Origin of the sequence: Halorussus aquaticus, from assembly GCF_024218795.1 — an archaeon.
GTDB classification, from domain to species: Archaea; Halobacteriota; Halobacteria; order Halobacteriales; family Haladaptataceae; genus Halorussus; species Halorussus aquaticus.
This window is the reverse complement of the sequence record NZ_CP100402.1, coordinates 226,009-247,245: the sequence shown is the minus strand read 5'-3', so window position 1 is coordinate 247,245 and position 21,237 is coordinate 226,009. Positions and strand designations below refer to the sequence as shown.

The following is a 21,237-nucleotide window of genomic DNA, read 5'->3' as shown; positions in this document are numbered from 1 at the left end:
ACGCATGGACGCCGACACGACCCCTCCCGACGTCGAATCGACCGTCTCGTCGCTGTCGCTCGACGCGAAGGTGGGACAGTTGTTCGTCGCCGGTTTCAACGGGACGGCTCCGACCGCCGAAATCGAGGCGCTCGTCGCCGAGCGCCACCTCGGCGGCGTCATCTACTTCAGTCGCAACGTCGAGTCGCCCGCCCAACTCCGAACCCTCTCCCGGACGCTACAGGGGTTCGTCCCGGACGACGGGCCGCCGCTCCTCGTCAGCATCGACCAAGAGGGCGGCCGGGTCGCGCGGCTCTCGTGGGGGACCCAACAGCCGAGCGCGATGGCGTTCGGCGCGGCAGACGACCCCGCGCTCTCCGCGCGAGCAGGCCGAGCGGTCGGGCGCGAACTCCGGTCGCTGGGCATCGACGTGGACCTCGCGCCCGTCCTCGACGTGAACAACAACCCCGACAACCCGGTCATCGGCGTTCGCTCGTTCGGCGAGCGCCCCGAGACCGTCGCGGAACTCGGAACCGCGTTCGCCGACGGGCTACAGGACGCGAGCGTCGTGGCCTGCGGGAAGCACTTCCCGGGCCACGGCGACACCGCGACCGATTCCCACCGCGACCTGCCGGTCATCGACCACGACCGCGACCGCCTCGACCGCGTCGAACTCCGGCCGTTTCGGCGGGCCATCGACGCCGGTATCGGCGCTGTCATGACGACCCACGTCGCGTTCCCGACCGTCGCGGCGGACGCCGAGCGCCCGGCGACGCTCTCGCCCCGAGTCGTCACCGGTCTCCTCCGCGAGGAACTCGGCTTCGACGGACTCGTCTTCACCGACTGCATGGAGATGGACGCCATCGCCGACGGCGTCGGGACGGTCGAAGGCTGCGTGCAGGCGGTCAAAGCGGGCTGTGACCAGATCTGCGTCTCGCACACGCCGGAGAAACAGCGCGCGGCCATCGACGCCGTCGTGGCGGCCGTCGAATCCGGGCGCATCTCGGAGTCGCGCATCGACGAGTCGGTCCGGCGCGTTCTCCGGGCGAAGCGGGCGTACGGCGCGGGCACGGTCGGCCACGAAGCGGAGTCGGAGACCGCCGCCTCGGACTGCCGCGCCGTCGCGCAGAGCGTCGCCGAGCGCGCCGTCACGCTCGTCCGCGACGACGGCGACGCCCTGCCGCTCTCCCGAGACCCCGTCTCGGTTTACGAGTTCGACGCGACCCGGAGTTCGCTCGCCGAGGAACGCCGCGATGACGGCGGCGCGTTCGCGGCAGCGCTCTCGGACGCGGGGGCGACGGTGGACGCGACGGTTCTCGACTCCGGCGAGACCCCCGAGTTCGCGGCGTCCGACGGCCCGACGGTCGTGCGAACGTCCGACGCCGCCGCGGACCCCGAGCAGGCGGCCGCGGTTCGGAACCTCCTCGTGGCCGACCCGAGCGCGGTGGTCGTCGCGACCCGCAACCCCTACGACCTCGCAGAGTTCCCGGACGTCGAGACGTATCTGACGACGTACGACGCCACGCCCCCGTCACTCGCGGCCGTCGCGGAGGTGCTCGTCGGCGACAGGGAACCGACCGGCCGACTCCCGGTCACGATGCCCGACGAGCGGTGAGTCGGTCCCGACCTATCGCGCCTGCTCGGAGACCGACCGGAGTACGTCGGCCAGTTCGTCGCCCAGTCGGTCGAACAACTCCTCGCCTTTCTCTGCGCTCGCCAGCGACGGGTCGCCGATAGCGCCCGACGCGGAGTACTCCTCGAACTCCCGGTAGGTCGAGAGCGCGCCGCCGACGAGCAGGTCCTGGGTCCCGCGCTCGTACGGTTCGTCGAGGTACTCGGCGTCCGCCTCCGCCATCGTCACGAGGTCCGGGTGGAGGTGGAGCACGAGCGAGGTTTCGAACTCGCCGCCGTGGGCCATGCCGCCCACGTCGCTCTCTCGAATCTCGTCTATGAACGGTTCCGCGAGTTGGAAGTACGTCAGGCCGGTCACTTCCGCGTCGGGGTGGGACTTCCCCACCGTACTCACGACGTTGTCGATGACGGAGGCGTTGCCCCCGTGCCCGTTGACGAAACAGACACCGTCGAACCCGTTTTCGAGCGCGCTGTCGGCCACGTCCTCCAAGACCGCGAGGAGGTCCTCCAGTTCGAGCGTCAACGTGCCGCCCAGCGAGGTGTGGTGGGGCGAGAACCCTGACCAGACCGGCGGCGTCACGAGCACCGGTACGTCGTCTCCGGCGCGTTCCGCGCCGCGGTGAGCGACCGCGTCGGCCAGTAGCGTGTCGGTGGCGACGGGGAGGTGGTGACCGTGCTGTTCGATGCTTCCGACCGGTACGACGACGACCGACCCGTCGGCGCCTCCGGTCTCCCGGATTTCCCGTCGAGTCTTCGTCGCCCACGCGACGGACGAGGAACGTCCTGTTGGGAGCATGGGTACCACTGCTCGTGTCGGCCGTATATCTATTGGGGTTCCGACGGAGACCGGATTTCCGTCCGGAGTGGCCGAGCGGTTCCGTCCGGCTTCACCGGGCGAGGCGGGCGTCGAGCAGAAATGTGATGTCACAACGTACCAAAGCTTATCACGGTAGAGGCTATTAGCTAATCCGATGCCCGAGCAAAAAGTAAGCGGTCAGCGGCGCAAATTCATGAAACGCACCGGCGCATTGGCAGCGCTGCCGATGGTCGGCGGCGTCGCCGGAGCGAATCGTGGGACGAGCGCAAGCGGTCGTTCGTCGGACAAGCGAGTCGTCGGCTACTACCCCTCGTGGGCAGGCGACTACTCGCCCCGAGACGTCCCGTACGACAAACTCACGCATCTCAACTACGCCTTCCTCGAACCGAAGTCCGACGGGGAGGTCAAACTCGCTGTCAACGGCGATGCCGCGCCCGAACTCCTCGACGAGTTCCGCGCAGTGACTCACGAACAACCCGACACGTCGTTCGTGTTCTCGATACAGGCCGGGTGGTACTCCGGTCGCTTCTCCGACGCCGCGCTCACGGCCGAACGGCGCGAGCGATTCGCACGGACCGCCATCGAACTCGTGCGCCAGTACAACTTCGACGGCATCGACATCGACTGGGAGTACCCCGACGGCACGATTCGGGAGAGCGACCCCCACAACCTGACGCTCCTCCTGCGCGAAATCCGGACCCAACTCGACGCCGCCGAGCAGAAGGACGGTCAACGGTACGAGTTGAGCATGGCGGCGTCGGCCAACCCGTCGATAATCGACACGCAGGAGGTGGGCGCGTTCAGCGACGACGTGGACTACCTCAACGTGATGAACTACGACTTCCACGGGACGTGGGACGACCGGACCCACTTCAACGCGCCGCTCTACCCCGTGCCGGACGCGCCCAACGCGAAACCGGCGTTCACCGCCGACCACGCCATGCGCTACTGGGCGGGGAAACCGATAGCCAAGCGGAAACTCACCTTCGGACTCCCGTTCTACGGTCGCACCTTCGAGAGCGTGCAGAACGAACACGCCGACGACCACGGCCTGTTCCAGTCGTTCGAGGGCGGTTCTGCCCGCTCGTTCGGCGACATCGCGGAAAACCTCCGGCACGGCACCGACTACGAGTACCACTGGCACCCCGAGGCGCGCGTGCCGTGGCTCTACTCCGAGGCGGACGACGTGTTCGTCTCCTACGACGACCGCCACTCCGTCAAGGAGAAGACGAAGTACACGGTCGACAACGGCTTCGGCGGGATGATGTGCTGGGAACTCTCTCAAGACCCCGACAACGTCCTGCTGGAGACGATAGACCGACACATCTCCCACCCCTGAGCGAGTGGTGGTCCCGACCGGACGGACGGTTCGCGGCACGTTCGACTCGTCCCGAGGACTGCACTCCGGGATAGTAAAACCGCACCTCGGGAAGAAATAAAATGTGAACACAACTAGAATAATATTTATTGACTTGCATGTTGTTATCTAGGCCGTATGCCAGACGAAGAGAAATCAGCGTCGAGTAGCATCGGGCGGAAACTGACCCCGGACGCGTCGCGACGGAAGTTCCTCCGAGGGACCGGGGCGATGGCGGTGACGGGCGCACTCGCGTCGAACAGCGCACAGGCCCACGGCAGTTACGGCAACCGCGTCGTCGGCTACTACCCGGCGTGGGCTGGCGATTACTCGCCCGCCGACGTGCCTTACGACAAACTCACGCACCTCAACTTCGCCTTCGTCGAACCCCAGTCGGACGGGACTGTCGCGGTCAGCGACTCCTCGAAGCAGAGCACGCTCAGCGAGTTAGCGACGTACGACGACACGGACACCGTCTTCCTCCTCTCCATCAGTTCCGGGTGGTACTCCGGCACGTTCTCGGACGCCGCGTCGACCGCCGAGCGTCGCCAGCGGTTCGCCGAGACCGCCGTCGACCTCATGCTGAAGTACAACTTCGACGGTCTCGACTTGGACTGGGAGTACCCCGACGGGTCGGTGCGGGCCGATGACCCGCACAACTTCACGCTCCTGCTCGAGGCGTGTCGCAACGAACTCGATTCGCGGGTCGGGTCGTGGGCGCACCTGACGATGGCGGCGTCGCCCAATCCGAACATCGCCGACGACGCGTACGAGGTCGGGACCATCAGCGACTACCTCGACCACGTCAACGTCATGACCTACGACTACCACGGCGACTGGAGCGACGTCACCAACTTCAACGCGCCGTTCGACTCGCCGCCCGAGGGCCCCAGCAGTTCGAGTTGGAACACCACCAACCACATGCAACACTGGGCCGGGAAGCCGATAGCGAACGACAAACTTCTCATGGGCATGCCGTTCTACGGCCGCTCCTACACCGGCGTCTCGTCCACTAACGACGGCCTGTTCAACTCGTTCGACGCCGCGTCCTCGGAGACGTTCTACAACGTCCGGGAGAACATCAAACCGCAGTCTGACTACGAGTACCACTGGCACCCGGACGCGAAGGTGCCGTGGCTCTACTCCGCGGCGGAGAACACGTTCGTCTGCTACGACAACGTCGACTCCATCTCGAACAAGGTGGACTTCGTGAAGAACAACGGGTTCGGCGGAGCGATGTGCTGGGAGCTCTCCCAAGACCCCAGCAACACCCTCGTCGCCGCGATGCACGACCGACTCCACTGAATCGCACGACCCGCTTCGACGTTCCGACGCGACGGTCGAACGTCGCCACTGCGAGAGGACGCACCCGTTCTCGTCTTCTCTCGCGCCGCGAGTACCCCGCCGCGGACTCTACGCGTGGGCCAGTTTCAACTCGATGATGTTCTTCGCTCGCCGGAGTTCCTCCAGCAGTCGCTCGTCCGGGTCGGCGTCGATGCGACTCGACGGTCCCGAGACGCTTATCGCGCCGATTACCTGCCCGTTCTCGTTCTTGATGGCGACGGCGACGCAGCGGACACCGCGAACCCGCTCTTCGCTATCGACGGCGTACCCGGTCTCTCGGACGGTCTCCAGTTCTCTCGCGAGTTCCTCGCGGTCGGTTATCGTCTTCGCGGTCTGGGCGGGTAGCCCCCGCTGGTCGAGTATCTCTTCGACTCGGCTCTCGGGGAGGTACGCGAGGATGGCCTTTCCGAGCGCCGTGGCGTGGAGCGAGACGTGCTTCCCGGGGTAGGTGTCGAGCGGAATGGAGGTGTCGGCCTGCGCGTCGTACACGTACACGCCCTGTCCGTCCTCTTCCACGAGAAGGCTGGCAGACTCGTCCGTCTCGGCGGCCAATTCGTCGATTTCCGGCTCGGCCATCTCGCATATTTTCCGCCGGGAGCGGGCGTACTCTCCGATTTCGAGGAACCTGAGGCTGACGCGATAGGTGTTGTCGTTTCTGACGACGTACCCTCGTTGGACGAGCGTTCGGAGGTGGTTGTGGACCGTGCTGTCGGGCAAATCGAGATGGGCGGATATCTCCGTGAGGCAGGCCCCGTCGAGTCCGTGCAGGGTTTCGATGATGTCGAACGACCGGGCTGTCGTCCGAACGGGGGTGTTCGACTCGCCAGTCATTTCCTCTCTCTGAACACGTTCCGGTGGTGAGGTAATATAATTTCCTCTGTAGATATCGGTGACGTTTGTCGTAGCCATCGTTCGGCGGGATTGCATCTCGACAGTTCCCGTCACACCCGTTGGGAGTTCGAGTCTCTGAACCTTGTACGGAAATGGGTAGTATACACAATAATATCTCGTGCTATTTGCCCGGTTCCCGTCCGCGACGAGCGAACTCGTTCCGGTCGAAGCGATGAAAACGTCCGTACAGCATCGGTGTGAAATCGGAGAGATATCTGAAGTGATTATTCACCCTCTCCCGTACTGGAGACGCAAAAAAGAGTCCGATGCGACTTAGGATATATTAACACAACACGAAATTGTGAGTTAGAAATCAGAGAACGGCCGCTCGAATTAGTCTCCCTGTCGCCCGAACTGGACATCGCCGAGTGATACCGTCACACCGAACCTTATTGTGGAAGTTGTGCAATATTCCCAAGTTTCACCCGGGCGGTCGCTCCCTCGATCGCGGTCGCTGTCAGCGCGAGTCGGCGGTCTCTTCTCTCCGACGTTCGCTACCCGCCGAGCGACCGCGGGACCGGACGACGGAAGGACTTATGACCCGCGTAGCGGATAACATCACGTATGAATTCTACGAGCGAACTGACGAACACGGCCACTCTCTCGGTCGAGAACGTCGGCGGTATCGAGGAGACGGAACTCACCTTCCGTCGCGGGGTAAACGTTCTCACCGGCCGTAACGCGACGAACCGTACGTCGTCGCTTCAGGCGCTCATGGCCGTTCTCGGTAGCGACAGGGCGAGTCTGAAGGCCGACGCCGAGCGCGGGCACGTGGAACTCACTATCGACGACGACACGTACACGCGGACGCTCACGCGGACCGACGGCGACGTGGTCATGACGGGCGAACCACTGGCGGACACCTCCGTCCTCGCGGACCTCTACGCGTTCCTGCTGGAGAACAACGAGTCGCGGCGGGCGGTCGCGCGGGGCGACGACCTGCGGGAGGTCATCATGCGCCCGGTCGACACCGACGAGATACAGGCCGAAATCGACAGGCTCGAACGGGAGAAACGCCGACTCACCGACGACCTCGAATCGCTCTCTGACCTCGAACGGCGACTGCCCAAACTCGTCGAGGAGGAGACGCGTCTGGAGCGCGAACTCGAAGAGACCAGCGAGCAACTCGAAGCGAAGAAGGCCGAAATCGACGCCTCGAACGCGGACGTCGAGGAGACCCGCGCGGAGAAAGACGAGTTGGAATCGAAACTGGAGGAGTTACAGTCCGTCCGGTCGTCGCTCGAAGACACCCGCTACGACATCGAGACCAATCGGGAGAGCATCGAGCGTCTCCGCGAGGAACTCGGCGAGTATCGAGAGCGCAAGGAGCAACTCCCCGCCGCGCCGGCCGAGCGAATCGACGAACTCGACGCGGAGATCGACCGACTTCGGCGACGCAAACGGGACCTCGAATCCGACATCACCCAACTGCAGAGTATCATCCAGTTCAACCAGGATATGCTGGACGACTACGAGTCGGACGTTCTCGAAACGCTCGGTGATACCGGAGCGGCGAGCGGCGACGGAGTGACCGACCAACTGCTCGGCGACCGACAGGAAGTGACCTGTTGGACGTGCGGGAGTAGCGTCGAACGTGATCAGATAGACTCGACGACCGAGCAGATTCGGGAGTTCCAATCGACGAAACGCGACGACCGTCGCGAACTCGAAACCCGGATTTCGGAACTGGTCTCCGAGCGAGACGAACTCGAAGACCGACTGCAGACGCGCGAACGACTGGAGGAACAGATCGAAGAGTCGGAGTCCGAACTCGCGGACCGCGAAGAGCGAGTCGAGGAACTGCGAATCGAACGCGAGGGTCTCGAAGCGGAACTCACGACGCTGAACGACGAGGTGGAGTCGCTGCGGAGCGACGACTACGACGAGATTCTGGACCTCCACCGCGAGGCGAACCAACTCGAATTCGAGTGCGACCGCCTGAGAGACGAGCTATCGGAGGTCCGCGAGGAGATAGCGCAGGTCGAGGACGAACTCGACGACCGGGAGGCACTCGAAGCGGAGCGAGACGACATCGACGCGGACCTCGAAGAGTTGCGGACCCGCGTCTCGCGCATCGAACGAGACGCCGTCGAAGCGTTCAACCAGCACGTGGCGGAACTGCTCGACGTTCTCGACTACTCGAACCTCGACCGCATCTGGCTCGAACGAACCGAGACCGAAGTCCGCGAGGGCAGGCGGAAAGTCTCGAAGACGACGTTCGACCTCCACGTCGTGCGAAGCACCGAGTCGGGCACCGCCTACGAGGACACCATCGACCACCTGAGCGAGAGCGAGCGCGAGGTGACGGGTCTCGTGTTCGCGCTCGCCGGATTCCTCGTCCACGACGTTCACGAACGAATCCCGTTCATGCTGTTGGACTCGCTGGAGGCAATCGACTCCGAGCGCATCGCAGCGCTCGTCGAGTACTTCGAGTCCTACGTGGACTACGTGGTCGTCGCCCTCCTCCCCGAGGACGCCGACGCTCTCCCGGACGATTACGAACGAATCACCGACATTTAGCGGGAACTGCCAGTTCTTCTACCCGAACCCCAACGTTACCTTCGAGACACGCCGACTACGTTACGGAAAATTCGAGGCGAAAGCCTCGCCCTTCAGAGCGGGGATGAAGCCGACCAACAGTATTCAACCGCCAACGATGGCATAGACGGGATTCCAACACAATGTATAAGCCGTCTAACCGTGATAGTATGTATAGATGGTAAAGAGTACCCGTCACGCGAAGTACGAACTCTACTACCACATAGTGTTCGTGCCGAAATATCGGCGTTCGCACCTGACGGGGAAGACGAAGGAACGTCTCGAAGCCATCTTCGCGGAAATCTGTGAAGACAAAGACCTCGAACTGGCCGAATCCGAGGTCATGCCCGACCACATACACCTGTTCATCGGGAGTCCACCGAAGAACGCCCCGTCACTCATCGTCAACTGGATCAAGGGCATCTCCGCGCGGAAGTACAACCAGCGATACGACGACCACGTGAAGTGGACTCGTTCGTACTACGTCGGAACAGCGGGAAGCGCCTCGAAGGGCGCTGTCGAACAGTACATCGCTGAACAGGAAGGTGACGACGAATGAAGCGCGTCAACACCTTCGAGGTCGTTCCACAGACCGAGAACGACAAAGAGTGCCTCCTACAGCTACTCGACGCCTCCGCCTCTCTGTGGAACGAACTGACCTACGAACGTCGTCAAAACTACTTCGATGACGGCGACGTGTGGGACACTTCCGAGTACCGAGGACGCTACAACGGCGTCGTCGGTAGCGCAACCGTCCAACAGGTCACGCGCAAGAACAGCGAAGCGTGGCGGTCGTTCTTCGCCCTCAAAGAGAAAGGAGAGGACGCCAACCCGCCGTCGTACTGGGGCAACGAGGAGGACGGACGCGAACTCCGTACCTACATCCGAAACAACCAGTACACGATTCAGTGGGGGAAGCGTAGCCGTCTTGAAATCCCTGTCGGGCAAGAACTGAAAGACGAATACGGGCTCGGATACCACGAACGACTCCGCCTCGAAGTCCGAGGCAACCCGAAGTGGGACGGCAAACAGGGTCGTCTGGAACTTGAGTACGACGAGGTTAGCGACACGTTCAGGGCTTTTCAACCAGTCACCGTTCCTGATTCTCGACTGGATTCACCACTGGCTTCTCACGAAGCCGCCCTCGACGTTGGCGCGAACAATCTCGTCGCCTGTTCCACGACTACTGGGAACCAGTACCTCTACGACGGTCGGGAGTTGTTCGGACGGTTCCGCGAGACGGTAGACGAAATCGCCCGTCTACAGTCGAAACTCCGAGAGGGACGCTACAGTTCCAAGCGGATTCGACGGCTATACCGACAGCGAACGAAGCGCCGTGACCACGCACAAAACGCGCTGGTGCGCGACCTCGTTGAACGGCTGTACGACGAGGGCGTGGCGACGGTGTACGTGGGCGACTTGACCGACGTGCTGGAAACGCACTGGTCGGTCAGGGTGAACGAGAAGACGCACAACTTCTGGGCGTTCAAGAAGTTCATCCACCGTCTTGCGTGTGTCTGTGAGGAGTATGGCATCTCTCTCGAAGCCGAGTCGGAAGCATGGACGAGTCAGATGTGTCCCGAGTGTGGCGACCACGAGGAGACGGTTCGCCACAGGGAGACGCTGACGTGTCCGTGCGGATTCGAGGGACACGCCGACCTCACGGCGTCAGAGACGTTCCTTCGAGAAAACAGCAATGCGGAAGTCAGGCCGATGGCACGGCCCGTGCGATTCGAGTGGGACGACCACGACTGGTCGGGGAAACCGCACCCTCACGAAAGTCCCAAAGAAGTGCGCACAAACCCGCAAGTTGCCTCCGTGGGTCGGTAGCCGAACCTCCAACGGAGGAATCCTCGCGCTTTAGCGCGGGGAGGATGTCAAACTCCGTCGGTGTCGTTCGAAACCGCGGAGAGTCTCGGACCTCGTTACGGACCCCGAAGTTCCCGGCGTTTGTACAGGTACGCGGGGATTATCAGGACGGGGAACAGCAGCGACCCGACGAGGTAGAGGCCCACGTCGGGTTGCCACCCGGTCGTTACGTCTTCGAGATACTGCGAGTCGAGGTACATCGCAGCCGGGCCGAGGAGGTATCCCGCGACGAGAAACGCGAGCGACATTCTGTAGAGTCCGACGACCAGCAGGAATGCCGATAGATAGACGCCGTAGTGCCACCGACTCCAGTGTTCGGAGTGGGCGTCGAACTTCTCGACGGTCGCTTCGGAGTCCCCGCCGTAGGCGAGAGTGTCCGTCCAATCGGTCGCCTCCTCGGACTCCTCGTTGCGCGGACTCCCTTGGGGTGCCATATGCTCTCAAGGAGGTGTGCGGACAAAAGGTTTCGTTCTGAAAGCGAGCATCGGAACGATGTATCAGTCCAAGAAGATAGAAGTAATTAGAATACAGTCATCGTTCGGACCAGTACACCAATTACTCGTTTATCGGGCATTATCGACTGTAAGCTAAGTATAAGAGCAAACAAGTCACGCCCCCTTCGACCTGAGAATTACGGATGAATTTTGCGAAGATACTAAATAATACTGCGAGAGTGAAGTACAATATCGTATTGTGGTCCGATTTCTATCGTGTTTCGTAGCAATAGGGCTGTAATAACACGAATGAAACAAGTGTGCTTTTCGACCACAGTATTTACAATTATTTCTGTTTGTCGCGGAGGTGGACGAACCCTCTCGCAAACAGATTACTCCGCTCTCCGTACATTTCATCTCCCCGAACGAATGCGGAATCTATAAGGCGACTGACTACTTCTCACACTCGCACCCGCGCTCGGTTAGCAGATCGACGATACCGCGTTGCGTCCCGCAGTCCTCGCAGAAGACGTTGACGTCGACGAAGACGTCGAAGTCGCCGACCGATATCAGACCCTTGTCGGAGAGCTTCCGTAGGCTCTGCTCCGAGACGGCGGTCAACCGGCTCTGTAACCGTTGCACGCTGTCGAGGGTCTTGTCCACGCGTTCGCGCTCTTCGGTCTCGGACTGCCATTCGGCGTCGCGGTACTCCGTGAGATAGGTGTGGACCGCCTGATGGGAGACGAAGTTCCGTTGCAGTTCCTCGACCGCCACGCCCTCGCGTTCGAGCGTCGATTCGGCCTCCGTTCTGTTGCCCGCGCTCGTCTCGTCGTCGGTCAGGAGGCGGTAAAAGTTCTCGACCTCGCCGTCGAGGGGACTCATCCCGGCGTCCTCCATCGCCGTCCGCAGCAACGCCTGGTTCAGGTGGGCCGCCAGCTCGCGCAAACTCCGCTGGTCGTCGCCCTGGTCGGTCCACGACGCGACGAGTTCGTCGCCGGTTCCGTTCAATCCGTACTCCCTGATGACACGGGCAACTTTACTCCGTTGTCCGCTCGACGTTTGCTCGGTCTCCTCGTCGGATTCCATTTCTGGATACTCTACGTCGTCCAGATAAAAAAGGTACGCAGTTACGATTCGACGGCTCTCTACCGACGCATCGAAACCGCGTAGCGGTAGCGTATTGGAGAACCCCGGTGTCGGTGGCAGGTGCGGATACGAAACTGAGGTTCGATACGTGTTTTTCCGCGAAATTGTCGAACTGTCCCTCCCGAAACTTTACCTTCGGGGGCGTTATCTGTCCACTCCAATGTCGGACTTCGACAAGACGGACTGGACGAACCCCGCCAAGATCGACCGACCGTACGAAGGAATCGAACGACGCGTCCTCTCGTACACGGACGAACTGATGCTCGTCCACTACACGGTGGCGGAGGGCGCGGTGTTCCCGGAACACGAACACGACGAGACGGTGCAAGCCGTGTTCGTCGTCGAGGGTTGCGTCGAACTCTTCGGCGACAGAGAAGGACAGTTGGCCGCCGGTGATTCGTTCGTCGTCCATCCCGGAGTCCGTCACGGCATCGAAGGCGTCGCTCCTCGGACGCAGTTGATAGACGCCTTCAACCCGCCCATCGAGCGCTATCGTGAGTAGCCGATGTAGACATCGTTGCGCCGTACTCGTCCGTGGTATTACGGCCCCGTCGAGAACCTCACGACGCTCGGTCCGCCCTTCCCTTTACAGAGTTATACGCGTAAAGGATTGTGATAGGATAACAGGCAACTAAAAACTCGACCGTTAGCAATAATGTGGTGTTCGGGACGTATCTGTCGGACTCTGGGACCCGGCGTTCCGGAGCAGCACTTCCGCGTCTGCGGAACGACGGCGGAAAGCGGTAATCGGGTCCGGAGACGGGTCACGAGTACTTCAGGTTCAGTTCGAGTTCGTTGGCCGTCCCGAGCAGAAGGTTCGGAATCTCGCGGTCGAACCACTCGCCCTTCATCCGGTGGGTCGGTCCGGAGACGCTGAGCGCACCCACCAGTTCGTCGGCACCGTCCATGACCGGAACGCCGACTGCGCGCAGTCCTTCCGTACTCTCCTCCTTGTTGACGGCGTACCCCTGCTCACGGATGGTACTCAGTTCCTCGAAGAGTTCGTCCCGGTCCGTAATCGTGTTCTCCGTGAGCGCCGGGAGTCCCCACTGGTCGAGAATCTCCTCGACTCGACTCTCGGGCAGGTTCGCGAGGACGGACTTCCCCGACGCGGTCGAGTGGAGATAGATGCGATTCCCGAGTCCGGAGTCGGTCCAGACGGCGCGTTCGCCCGTCTCCCGATAGAGGTAGACGCCCCGGCCGTACTCCTCGATGATGAACTGGCAGCGCTCCTCGGTCTCCTCGGCCAGTTGTTTCACCTTCGGTTTTATCAGGTTGAAGGCCTCCCTCCGTTCCTTCACGGCCTCGCCCAACTTCAGGAACTTGGACCCGACCAGATACTCGTCGCCCTCTTTGACCACGTATCCCATCTCGTACAGCGTCGAGAGGTGACTGTGGACCGTGCTGTTCGCCAGTCCGAGGTGGTCGGCCAGTTCCGTCACCCGCGCACCGTCCAACTCTTCGAGACCTTCGATGATAGTGAACGCCGTCTCGGTCGTCTTGACCGTCCGACCGCCCCCGTCATGGTCTATCATACCTATACCAACTTTCTGGCCGGAGCTACTTATAGTTCGGTCCTCGCGAACCACTGTTCGGTCCCGAACGCCGCTTTCAGTTAAATAGTGATTGGCGCGATAGCGCTACTGTTCGGCTAATGGCCAGTAGAACCCCGATTTAGGCTCGAGGTGTTCGATTCGCTGACTGCGAAACCGAATCGGGACCGATATTGTCAATAGATATCACAACACACGCTCGACGAGCGCTATATCGGCCAAAAACCGTAAAAGACGGAGCGGGACCGCTTCGAGACCTACCGCCGTCCGATTCGGCGTCGCCGAATGGTCCGTCTCAGTCGACGTCTTCGGGTTGGGTTCCGACCCCTTCGATCCACCCCGGCGGCTTTGCGGCACTCGGTTGCGCGTGTTCGCGCTTCAGCACCATCGGCGTCCGTTCGAGCGACAGGACGAGGTCGTCGTTCTGGTTGTACGCGCGCAGTTCGGTGGTAACGATTCCGACGTGGTCTCGCGAATCGCTCTCGCGTTTGTCGAGAACTTCGCTCTCGGCGAATATCGTGTCGCCGTGGAACACCGGCGCGTGGTGTCGGATGTCGTCGTAGCCGAGGTTCGCCGTGGCGTTCTGCGAGACGTCGATGACGCTCATCCCGACGGCCAGCGCGATGACGAACGTCCCGTCCACGAGGCGCTCGCCGAACTCCGTCTCGGCGGCGTACGCCTCGTTGAAGTGCATCGGGTTGAGGTTCATGCTGACGTTCGTGAACCAGACGTTGTCGGTCTCGGTCACGGTCCGCCCGTAGGGATGCTTGTAGACGTCGCCCACCTCGAAGTCCTCGTAGAAGCGCCCTTGCCATCCCGAGACGAGTCGTCGTGAGTCATCGTCGCTTCGCTCCGTTGCGCCTCGGTCGTCGCTGTCGGAGTCGTCGGTGTCTACCATCGTATCACGGATAGAACTCGCCGAGGCGATACTAAAACTTTCGCGCGGCCGTCAGTACGAACGGGGGAGTCCGAGGACGTTCTCGCCGATGTAGTTCAGCGCGAGTTGCTGGGTAATCGGGACCAACCGCGTCAACCGCGCCTCCCGGAAGTAGCGCTCGACGTCGTACTCCGTCGCCACGCCGAACCCGCCGTGGGTCTGCACCGCGGCGTCCGCGGCCTCGAAGCAGGCCTCCGCGGCGAGGTACTTCGACATGTTGGCGCGCGCGCCGATCTCCTCGCTCGACCCGCCGGTCGCGTCGGCGGCGTCGTAGGTCATCTGCTTGGCGGCCTGCACGCGGGCGTGAGCGTCCGCCAGCGGATGCTGGATGGACTGGTTCTTCCCCACGGGTCGGCCGAACACCTCGCGCTCGTTGGCGTACTCGACCCCCCGCTCCACGGCTAACTCGCCGAGGCCGACGCACTCGGCGGCGATGACGAGGCGTTCCTCGTTCAGACCGTCCAGCACCTGATAGAACCCCTCGCCTTCCTCTCCGATGAGGTACTCCTCGGGCACGCGGAGGTCCTCGAACCAGAGTTCGTAGGAGTGAACGAACTCGCTGACCGACTTCGATATCTCCTCCATCTCCAGCGCGCCCTGCGCCAGCGCGTCGTCGAGGTCCACGAGAAACATCGAGATACCGCGAGTGGACTTCTCGACTTCGGACTTGGGCGTCGTGCGGGCGACGAGGACGAGATAGTCGCTCTGGTCCACCCGCGAGGTCCATATCTTCTGTCCGTTCACGACGTACTCGTCGCCGTCCTTCTCCGCCCGGGTTTCGATGGACGTCGAGTCGGAACCGGCGTTGGGTTCGGTCAGTCCGAACGCCTGTATCGAGGCCTCCCCGTCGGCTACCTTCGGCAGCAGTTCCGACTTCAGTTCCTCGCTGCCGTACTCGACCAGCGGGACGGTGTTGTAGATGCCGCCGTGGACCGCCTGCGCGGCGCTGAACCCGCCGCCGTTGGCCGCTATCTCCTCCATCATCACCACGACCTCGCTCGTCTCCATGCCCGCGCCGCCGTACTCCTCCGGAATGAGCGCCGCCATCCACCCGTTGTCTATCAGTTCGTCCACGAACTCGCGGGGGTAGGTTCCCTCCTGTGCCCGGTCGCGCCAGTACGCGCGGTCGAAGTTGTCGCATATCTCTCTGATGCTTCGACGCACGAGGCGCTGCTGCTCGGAGAGCGGGATGGTGTCCCTGAAGCGATGAGCCATCGCATGGATGTGGGGCGGCCCGGAGTATAATTCCGAGGGTTACCGAGTCCGGACCAGCGCGTCCACCACCGCGACCCCCGATTCGCGAACCAGCACCGGGTTGAGGTCGAGTTCGTCGAGCGACTCGCACTCCGCCGCGAGGTCCCCGACGCGAGCGAGGAGTTCGGCCAGCGCACTCGCGTCACCGTCAGACTGCTCCAAGAGCGCGTCGAGGCGCGTCTCGGCGATAGCGTTCGCCGCCTCCGCCGCCGTGAACGGCGGAACCAGCAGCGACCGCTCGTCGAACTGCTCGACGAGCGTCCCGCCCGGTCCCACCGCGACGAGGGGGCCGAACTCGGGGTCGGTGGAGACCCCCGCCAGCGCCTCTACGCCGTCTTCGACCTGCGACTGAACCAGCACGCCCTCTATCTCGGCGTCGGGGACCGCCTCGCGGACGCTCGACAGTATCGCCTCGTAGGCGTCGCGGGCGTCGGCCGCGCTGCGCACGTCGGTCCGGACGCCGCCGACGGTGGACCGGTGGGGGACGTCGGCCGAATCGACCTTGAGGACGACCGGGAAACCGAGGTCAGACGCGACCGTCGCCGCTTCGTCCGGTCCCTCGACCAGTCGCGTCTCGGCGGTCTCGACGCCGAACGCCGAGAGGAGGTCGGCGGACTCGCGCCACGTCAGGGTCCGTCCCGAGGGCACCTCGACGTCGCGCCGGTCGCTCTCGGACAGTCGGTAGTTCTGCGGCGGCCTGTTCGCGAGGTCGTCCCGGTTCGACCCGAACTCGACCAGCGAGGCGAGCGCGTCCATGCACCGGCCGGGGTCGTAGAACAGCGGCACTTCTTCGCGAACTCGCTCGTAGGGCTGGGGGTCGGCGAGTTCGTCGGGGTCCTTGCGGCCGGTCCAGAGGAAGAGGACGGGGTCGTCCGCGGCGTCGGCGACCGCGAGCAGGTCGTCGGCGATGTCCTCGGCGCGTTCGTCGACCGCCGAGAGACCGACCGCGAACACGTAGGCGTCGTACGCGTCGTCCGCGAACAGGGCGTCGGCGATTTCCGGGAGGTGGTCTGCGCCGTAGCCTCTGATGTCCACGGGGTTGTGGAGTTCGCCGAAGGTCAACAGTCCCTCCATGTCGAGCAGTCGGCGCTCGGTCTCCCCCTCCAACGGCGGCACGTCGAGGCCGCGTTCGCTCGCCATGTCCGCGAGCAGACTCGCCAGTCCGCCGCTCGTGGAGGCGACGCAGACGCGGTTCGACTGCGGCGGGTCGAACGCCGCGTGCGCGCTGGCGCGACCCAGCAGGTCGGGGATGTCGGGCACCTGTTGGACACCGACCTGCTCGCAGACGGCGTCCCACGCCTCGTCGGTGCCGACCAGCGACCCCGTGTGGGACATGGCCGCGCTCTCTGCCGCCGCCGAGCCGCCTATCTTGACCGCGAGGACCGGCGTTCCCCCGCGGACGGCGGCCTCGGCCGCTTCCATGAATCGTCGGGGGTGGTCGAGTCCCTCGACGTACACGCAGATGACGTCCACCGCCGGGTCGGCCGCCATGTACTCGACGTAGTCCGTGAGCGTCTGGTCGGCCTCGTTGCCGGTCGAGACGATGTGGGAGAACGCGAGGTCTTCGTCGGCGGCGCGCTCGAAGAAGGTCGTGAACGCCAGCGCCCCGGAGTGGCTGACCAGTCCGACGTTGCCCGGTTCCGGCTTTCGCGAGCAGGTGCTGGTCAACACCGTCCCCTCGCGGGCGTTCGCCAGTCCGATGCAGTTGGGACCGCACACCCGAACGTCGTGTTCGGCGGCCGCCTCGGCCAGTTCGGCCTGCAGTCGAGCGCCCTCGTCGTCGGCCTCCGCGAACCCCGCGGTGATGACGAGCGCGGCCGGGACGTCCATCTCGCCCGCCGCGGTCACCACGTCCACGACGTACTCCCGCGGGACGCTGACGACCGCCAAGTCCACGACTTCGGGCACGTCCGCGATGGTGTCGTAGCAGGTCCGGTCCCACGCCTCGTCGCGACTCGGATTGACCGGATACACCGTCCCGTCGTAGCCGTAGTCGAGGAGATTGTCCATCAACTGCGAGGAGTACCACGAGTCGGGACTGGCCCCGACGACGGCCACCGACTCGGGCGCGAACAGCGGGTCGAGGTCGGGGCGCTCGGGGTTCGCTCGGTCAGTCATTCCCCACAGCACCCCCGAACGCTCCGTCCGCGCGCCACTCGTCCAGCGTGGTCTGGTCGGCGGCCACGTCCGCGAACACCTCGTCGGTGTGCTCGCCCAATCGCGGCGCGGGACTCCGAATCTCGGTCTCGAAGTCGGGGAAGTTGACCGGGTGGCCGGGGAGGACGACCTCGCCTCCGTCGGGGTCGTCGTGTTCTCGGACGAGGCCCCGCGCCTCCGCCTGCGGGTGGTCAACCACGTCGCCGACGTCGTTGAGCGGGCCGTTCGGGAACCCGTGCTCGGTCAGCGCCGAGAGCCAGTGGTCGGTCGAGCGCTTCGCGAACTCCTCCTGAATTATCGCGGTGACCGCCTCGGCGTTCGCGGCGCGCTCGTCGTTGGTCGGGTACTGCCGGAGTTCCTCGCGGCCGACCACGTCCACGAAGTCGTCCCACCGCTCGTCGCTCGGGACGCCGGTCACGACGTGGCCGTCGGCCGTCTCGAACAGTTGGTACGGCACGAGCGACTGGTGGGAGGTCCCCTGCGGGCCGGGCACCTCGCCGGTCATCGAGTTGAAGGTCAGATACTCGTTCATCACGCTGACGATGGCGTCGAAGAGGCCGACGTCGAACTTCCCGACGAACTCGCCGTCGTCGTCTCCTTCGGTTCCGGCCCGCCGGTCGCGCTCGTGGAGTCGGGCCAGCACGGCGACGGCGGCGAACATCCCCGCGCTCAGGTCGCCGATGGCCTGCCCGACCTTCACCGGGTCGCCGCCCTCGGGACCCGTCACGCTCATGATGCCGCCCTCCGCCTGCAGGATGAGGTCGAGGCCCTTCTTCTCCTTGGAGGGCCCCGTCTCGCCGTACCCCTTGATGGAGGCGTAGATTATCTCCTCGTTCACCTCCCGGACGTCCTCGTAGCCGATGCCGAGTTTGTCGGTGACGCCGTAGCCGAAGTTCTCGACGAAGACGTCCGCGTCGGCGAGCAGGTCGAGGGCCGCCTCCCGTCCGGCGTCGGCCTTCAGGTCGAGCGTGACGGACTTCTTGTTCCGGTTGTTCGCCATGAAGTAGCCCGACTTGCCCGCCGGACCCGGCCCTTGGTCGCGGGCCGGGTCGCCGACGCCGGGGCGCTCGATTTTCACGACTTCCGCCCCGAGGTCGGCCAGTAGCGCCCCGCAGAAGGGTCCGGCACGGTGTGCAGTCATCTCTACGACGGTCAGGTCCGACAGCGGTCCCTGCTTCGTCATGGCGTAGCAACGCGACCCCGAGGACAAAAAGATTTGCCGGGGCTACTCCTCGTTGAACTCGTCCACGAGATTCCGGCGCTCGTCGGTGGCGAACTGCTCCCACCAGAGGTCGGCCTCGTACTCCCTCGCGGCGTCGATGTCGGGCGCGTCGGCGGCCTGATTGATGGCCTTCTTCGAGTTCTTGACCGCGCTACGGCCGGTGCTCTGAATCGCGTCCACGATTCCGGCGACCTTCTCGTCGAGGTCCTCCGACGGGACAACGTGATTGACCAGTCCGATGCGGTGGGCCTCCTCGTCGTCGATGAACCCGGCCGTGAGGACGAGTTCCTTCGCCTTGGCTTCGCCGACGAGTTGGACCGCGCGGTAGTTCGACCCGCCGGTCGGAATCTGGCCGATGTTGCAGGTGGGGACGCCGAACTGCGACCCCTCGGCGGCGACCCGCATGTCGCAGTACATCGCGAGAATCAGGCCGCCGCCCGCGCAGTAGCCGTCTATCTTGGCGATGACGGGCGCGTGGAGGTCGAGGGGCGCGCGGTAGATGTCGTAGAATAGGTCCTGCCGGTCCTTCTGTCGGGGGTCGTGTTCCTCGGCCGGTCCCGCGTACTGCTCGATGTCGGCACCGGCGGAGAAGGCGTCCTCGCCCTCCCCGGTGACGACCACGGCGTCGATGTCGCGGTCGAGTTGGAGTTCGGCGAACGCCCGCTGGAGGTCGAGCATCACCTCGGTGTTGAGGGCGTTGTACTTCTCGGGCCGGTGGAACTCGATGGTGGCGACGCCGTCGGCGACGTCCACCGTGATACTGTCGTAGGCGCTGTAGAAGCTCATACACCGAACGAATACAGAATCGGCCGAGAAAGAACTTTGGGTGAGATTCACTCTCGCCGTCTCCGGTCTCGGAGTCCGGAACTCTCCGGTTTCGCGCCCCGACGCTCTCGCCGTCCCCGTCTCTATCCCCATCCGCAGAAACCTTATCGTGAAGTCCGCCCCACTGGAGAGTATGGCACCAATCGCCACGGAGACGCTCCGCGAGGAGACGGCGGTCCTCGCGTTCGACCTCTGGGACACGCTGCTCGACCGCGAATCGACGCTCGTCCCCGCGCTCGCGGACCTCCTCGACGCCCACGGGAGCGACTACGACCCCGAGATTCTGCTCCGGCGCTATCTGGCGATGCACTTCCGCGACTCGATGATAGATTCGCTGATTCCCGGCCCGCACACGCCGTTCAAGGAGATCAGTCGGCGCGCGCTCGCCTACCGCCTCGACCAACTCGGTCTCGACGTGCCGGACGAGGCGGTGCGGGACGTCATCAGGCAGTGGAAGCAACTCGAACCGTACTCCGACGTGGACGCCGCCCTCGAGGCTCTCGGTGATGAGTACGCGCTGGTCGGACTCTCGAACGGCGACCCCGACATGCTCGCGGCGGTCCGCCCGAACTTCGAGACGGACCTCGACGGCGTCGTCTCGGTCGCGGAGGCGGGCGCGTACAAACCGCACCGCGCCTCCTACGACCTGTGTTGTGACCGATTCGACGTCGCCCCGCACGAAGTGACGTTCGTGACCGCCCACACCTTCGATTTGGTCGGTGCGAAGGCGGTGGGCATGCGCGGCGCGTTCCTCAACCGCCACGAGAACCCCTTCGGCGGGTGGCCCCAGAGACCGGACCTGATAGTCGAGGACACCGAGCAGTTGGCCGAGGCGTTGCTGTGAGGACCAGCCACAGCGTCGCGTCTTCCCGCTACTCGACAGATTGGGCGTACCGCGTGATTCGGTCGCGCCAGTCCTGCGGAATCGGGCGCGAGTCGCCAGTCTCGCGGTCGAACACGACCTGTACCGTCTCGGCCGTCGCGGCGACGCCCTCCCCGGTTCGAATCTCGTACTCCATCGGGATGCTCGACTCGCCGAGGTCGCCGACGCCGAGCGCGACCGTGACCCTCTCGTCGGCCGTGATGGGCCGCTGGTACGCTATCGAGAGGTTCACCAGCACCGTGTCCGCCTCCGGGAGGGGTACGTCGATGATATCGGCGTAGTAGTCGGCGCGCGCCTGCTCCAAGTACGTGGCGTAGACGGCGTTGTTGACGTGACCCATCGCGTCGAGGTCCCGGAATCGAACGTCGAGTTCGGTCGTGTACTCGTAGTCCGCCATGC

19 protein-coding genes are annotated in these 21,237 nt (G+C 63.8%); 8 read left to right on the top strand and 11 right to left on the bottom strand.

The features are described from left to right. The first annotated feature begins 4 nt into the window (after window positions 1-4). Entirely contained in the window at window positions 5-1,594 is a 1,590-nt protein-coding gene (gene nagZ / locus NGM06_RS21705; protein WP_254270487.1) for a beta-N-acetylhexosaminidase, read from the top strand. Window positions 1,595-1,606: 12 nt separating this feature from the next. On the opposite strand, the gene NGM06_RS21700 is transcribed toward nagZ, so the two are convergent. Further along, window positions 1,607-2,407: a creatininase family protein gene (locus tag NGM06_RS21700; protein WP_254270486.1), complete on the bottom strand. Its 801-nt coding sequence runs from the start codon at window positions 2,405-2,407 to the stop codon at window positions 1,607-1,609. Window positions 2,408-2,582: 175 nt separating this feature from the next. Here NGM06_RS21700 and NGM06_RS21695 point away from each other — a divergent pair, with 175 nt between their 5' ends. After that, complete coding sequence (locus tag NGM06_RS21695; protein ID WP_254270485.1) at window positions 2,583-3,767, top strand: glycoside hydrolase family 18 protein; 1,185 nt, start codon at window positions 2,583-2,585, stop codon at window positions 3,765-3,767. Between the two features lie 156 nt (window positions 3,768-3,923). Next, window positions 3,924-5,090, top strand: a complete 1,167-nt coding sequence (locus tag NGM06_RS21690) for a glycoside hydrolase family 18 protein (RefSeq protein ID WP_254270484.1) — start codon at window positions 3,924-3,926, stop codon at window positions 5,088-5,090. Between the two features lie 108 nt (window positions 5,091-5,198). Here NGM06_RS21690 and NGM06_RS21685 read toward each other — a convergent pair whose 3' ends face one another. Next, the gene (locus NGM06_RS21685) at window positions 5,199-5,960 is read right to left on the bottom strand and encodes an IclR family transcriptional regulator (RefSeq protein ID WP_254270483.1); all 762 of its coding nucleotides are present in this window, start codon (window positions 5,958-5,960) and stop codon (window positions 5,199-5,201) included. 624 nt (window positions 5,961-6,584) lie between these two features. Between NGM06_RS21685 and NGM06_RS21680 the strand changes: the two genes are divergently transcribed. The 3 genes from NGM06_RS21680 to NGM06_RS21670 all read left to right on the top strand — a co-directional run bounded on the left by NGM06_RS21680 (window position 6,585) and on the right by NGM06_RS21670 (window position 10,388). Beyond that, a complete protein-coding gene (locus NGM06_RS21680) occupies window positions 6,585-8,540 on the top strand; it encodes an archaea-specific SMC-related protein (protein WP_254270482.1) in 1,956 nt (651 codons plus the stop codon). Window positions 8,541-8,736: 196 nt separating this feature from the next. Then, window positions 8,737-9,117 carry an IS200/IS605 family transposase gene (tnpA, locus tag NGM06_RS21675; RefSeq protein ID WP_254270481.1) on the top strand — a complete coding sequence of 127 codons (381 nt, stop codon included), beginning with the start codon at window positions 8,737-8,739 and terminating at the stop codon, window positions 9,115-9,117. After that, a complete protein-coding gene (locus NGM06_RS21670) occupies window positions 9,114-10,388 on the top strand; it encodes an RNA-guided endonuclease InsQ/TnpB family protein (protein ID WP_254270480.1) in 1,275 nt (424 codons plus the stop codon). The genes tnpA and NGM06_RS21670 overlap by 4 nt, the downstream gene beginning before the upstream one ends. A gap of 95 nt (window positions 10,389-10,483) precedes the next feature. On the opposite strand, the gene NGM06_RS21665 is transcribed toward NGM06_RS21670, so the two are convergent. Then, the gene (locus NGM06_RS21665; protein WP_254270479.1) at window positions 10,484-10,861 is read right to left on the bottom strand and encodes a hypothetical protein; all 378 of its coding nucleotides are present in this window, start codon (window positions 10,859-10,861) and stop codon (window positions 10,484-10,486) included. A gap of 453 nt (window positions 10,862-11,314) precedes the next feature. After that, the gene (gene rdfA / locus NGM06_RS21660) at window positions 11,315-11,947 is read right to left on the bottom strand and encodes a rod-determining factor RdfA (protein WP_254270478.1); all 633 of its coding nucleotides are present in this window, start codon (window positions 11,945-11,947) and stop codon (window positions 11,315-11,317) included. Between the two features lie 220 nt (window positions 11,948-12,167). On the opposite strand from rdfA, the gene NGM06_RS21655 reads away from it, so the two are divergent. Continuing rightward, window positions 12,168-12,509: a cupin domain-containing protein gene (locus tag NGM06_RS21655; protein WP_254270477.1), complete on the top strand. Its 342-nt coding sequence runs from the start codon at window positions 12,168-12,170 to the stop codon at window positions 12,507-12,509. Window positions 12,510-12,771: 262 nt separating this feature from the next. Here NGM06_RS21655 and NGM06_RS21650 read toward each other — a convergent pair whose 3' ends face one another. The 6 genes from NGM06_RS21650 to NGM06_RS21625 all read right to left on the bottom strand — a co-directional run bounded on the left by NGM06_RS21650 (window position 12,772) and on the right by NGM06_RS21625 (window position 19,916). Beyond that, the gene (locus NGM06_RS21650) at window positions 12,772-13,542 is read right to left on the bottom strand and encodes an IclR family transcriptional regulator (protein WP_254270476.1); all 771 of its coding nucleotides are present in this window, start codon (window positions 13,540-13,542) and stop codon (window positions 12,772-12,774) included. 313 nt (window positions 13,543-13,855) lie between these two features. Further along, window positions 13,856-14,458 (bottom strand): MaoC family dehydratase, encoded by a 603-nt coding sequence (locus NGM06_RS21645; RefSeq protein ID WP_254270475.1) that lies wholly within the window; start codon window positions 14,456-14,458, stop codon window positions 13,856-13,858. 51 nt (window positions 14,459-14,509) lie between these two features. Further along, the gene (locus NGM06_RS21640) at window positions 14,510-15,712 is read right to left on the bottom strand and encodes an acyl-CoA dehydrogenase family protein (protein ID WP_254270474.1); all 1,203 of its coding nucleotides are present in this window, start codon (window positions 15,710-15,712) and stop codon (window positions 14,510-14,512) included. A 39-nt stretch (window positions 15,713-15,751) separates the two neighbouring features. Then, a complete protein-coding gene (locus NGM06_RS21635; protein ID WP_254270473.1) occupies window positions 15,752-17,869 on the bottom strand; it encodes an acetate--CoA ligase family protein in 2,118 nt (705 codons plus the stop codon). Then, window positions 17,862-19,091 (bottom strand): CaiB/BaiF CoA transferase family protein, encoded by a 1,230-nt coding sequence (locus tag NGM06_RS21630; RefSeq protein WP_254270472.1) that lies wholly within the window; start codon window positions 19,089-19,091, stop codon window positions 17,862-17,864. The genes NGM06_RS21635 and NGM06_RS21630 overlap by 8 nt, the downstream gene beginning before the upstream one ends. Before the next feature lie 42 nt (window positions 19,092-19,133). Then, a complete protein-coding gene (locus tag NGM06_RS21625; protein WP_254270471.1) occupies window positions 19,134-19,916 on the bottom strand; it encodes an enoyl-CoA hydratase/isomerase family protein in 783 nt (260 codons plus the stop codon). Window positions 19,917-20,088: 172 nt separating this feature from the next. Here NGM06_RS21625 and NGM06_RS21620 point away from each other — a divergent pair, with 172 nt between their 5' ends. Next, the gene (locus NGM06_RS21620; protein ID WP_254270470.1) at window positions 20,089-20,799 is read left to right on the top strand and encodes a haloacid dehalogenase type II; all 711 of its coding nucleotides are present in this window, start codon (window positions 20,089-20,091) and stop codon (window positions 20,797-20,799) included. Window positions 20,800-20,827: 28 nt separating this feature from the next. On the opposite strand, the gene NGM06_RS21615 is transcribed toward NGM06_RS21620, so the two are convergent. Beyond that, window positions 20,828-21,235 (bottom strand): acyl-CoA thioesterase, encoded by a 408-nt coding sequence (locus tag NGM06_RS21615; RefSeq protein WP_254270469.1) that lies wholly within the window; start codon window positions 21,233-21,235, stop codon window positions 20,828-20,830. Window positions 21,236-21,237 lie beyond the last annotated feature (2 nt).

Bases quoted from the DNA above. Each gene is read 5' to 3' on its own strand.
- nagZ (WP_254270487.1), top strand. From the start codon at position 5: ATGGACGCCGACACGACCCCTCCCGACGTCGAATCGACCGTCTCGTCG.
- NGM06_RS21700 (WP_254270486.1), bottom strand. From the start codon at position 2,407: ATGCTCCCAACAGGACGTTCCTCGTCCGTCGCGTGGGCGACGAAGACT.
- NGM06_RS21695 (WP_254270485.1), top strand. From the start codon at position 2,583: ATGCCCGAGCAAAAAGTAAGCGGTCAGCGGCGCAAATTCATGAAACGC.
- NGM06_RS21690 (WP_254270484.1), top strand. From the start codon at position 3,924: ATGCCAGACGAAGAGAAATCAGCGTCGAGTAGCATCGGGCGGAAACTG.
- NGM06_RS21685 (WP_254270483.1), bottom strand. From the start codon at position 5,960: ATGACTGGCGAGTCGAACACCCCCGTTCGGACGACAGCCCGGTCGTTC.
- NGM06_RS21680 (WP_254270482.1), top strand. From the start codon at position 6,585: ATGAATTCTACGAGCGAACTGACGAACACGGCCACTCTCTCGGTCGAG.
- tnpA (WP_254270481.1), top strand. From the start codon at position 8,737: ATGGTAAAGAGTACCCGTCACGCGAAGTACGAACTCTACTACCACATA.
- NGM06_RS21670 (WP_254270480.1), top strand. From the start codon at position 9,114: ATGAAGCGCGTCAACACCTTCGAGGTCGTTCCACAGACCGAGAACGAC.
- NGM06_RS21665 (WP_254270479.1), bottom strand. From the start codon at position 10,861: ATGGCACCCCAAGGGAGTCCGCGCAACGAGGAGTCCGAGGAGGCGACC.
- rdfA (WP_254270478.1), bottom strand. From the start codon at position 11,947: ATGGAATCCGACGAGGAGACCGAGCAAACGTCGAGCGGACAACGGAGT.
- NGM06_RS21655 (WP_254270477.1), top strand. From the start codon at position 12,168: ATGTCGGACTTCGACAAGACGGACTGGACGAACCCCGCCAAGATCGAC.
- NGM06_RS21650 (WP_254270476.1), bottom strand. From the start codon at position 13,542: ATGATAGACCATGACGGGGGCGGTCGGACGGTCAAGACGACCGAGACG.
- NGM06_RS21645 (WP_254270475.1), bottom strand. From the start codon at position 14,458: ATGGTAGACACCGACGACTCCGACAGCGACGACCGAGGCGCAACGGAG.
- NGM06_RS21640 (WP_254270474.1), bottom strand. From the start codon at position 15,712: ATGGCTCATCGCTTCAGGGACACCATCCCGCTCTCCGAGCAGCAGCGC.
- NGM06_RS21635 (WP_254270473.1), bottom strand. From the start codon at position 17,869: ATGACTGACCGAGCGAACCCCGAGCGCCCCGACCTCGACCCGCTGTTC.
- NGM06_RS21630 (WP_254270472.1), bottom strand. From the start codon at position 19,091: ATGACGAAGCAGGGACCGCTGTCGGACCTGACCGTCGTAGAGATGACT.
- NGM06_RS21625 (WP_254270471.1), bottom strand. From the start codon at position 19,916: ATGAGCTTCTACAGCGCCTACGACAGTATCACGGTGGACGTCGCCGAC.
- NGM06_RS21620 (WP_254270470.1), top strand. From the start codon at position 20,089: ATGGCACCAATCGCCACGGAGACGCTCCGCGAGGAGACGGCGGTCCTC.
- NGM06_RS21615 (WP_254270469.1), bottom strand. From the start codon at position 21,235: ATGGCGGACTACGAGTACACGACCGAACTCGACGTTCGATTCCGGGAC.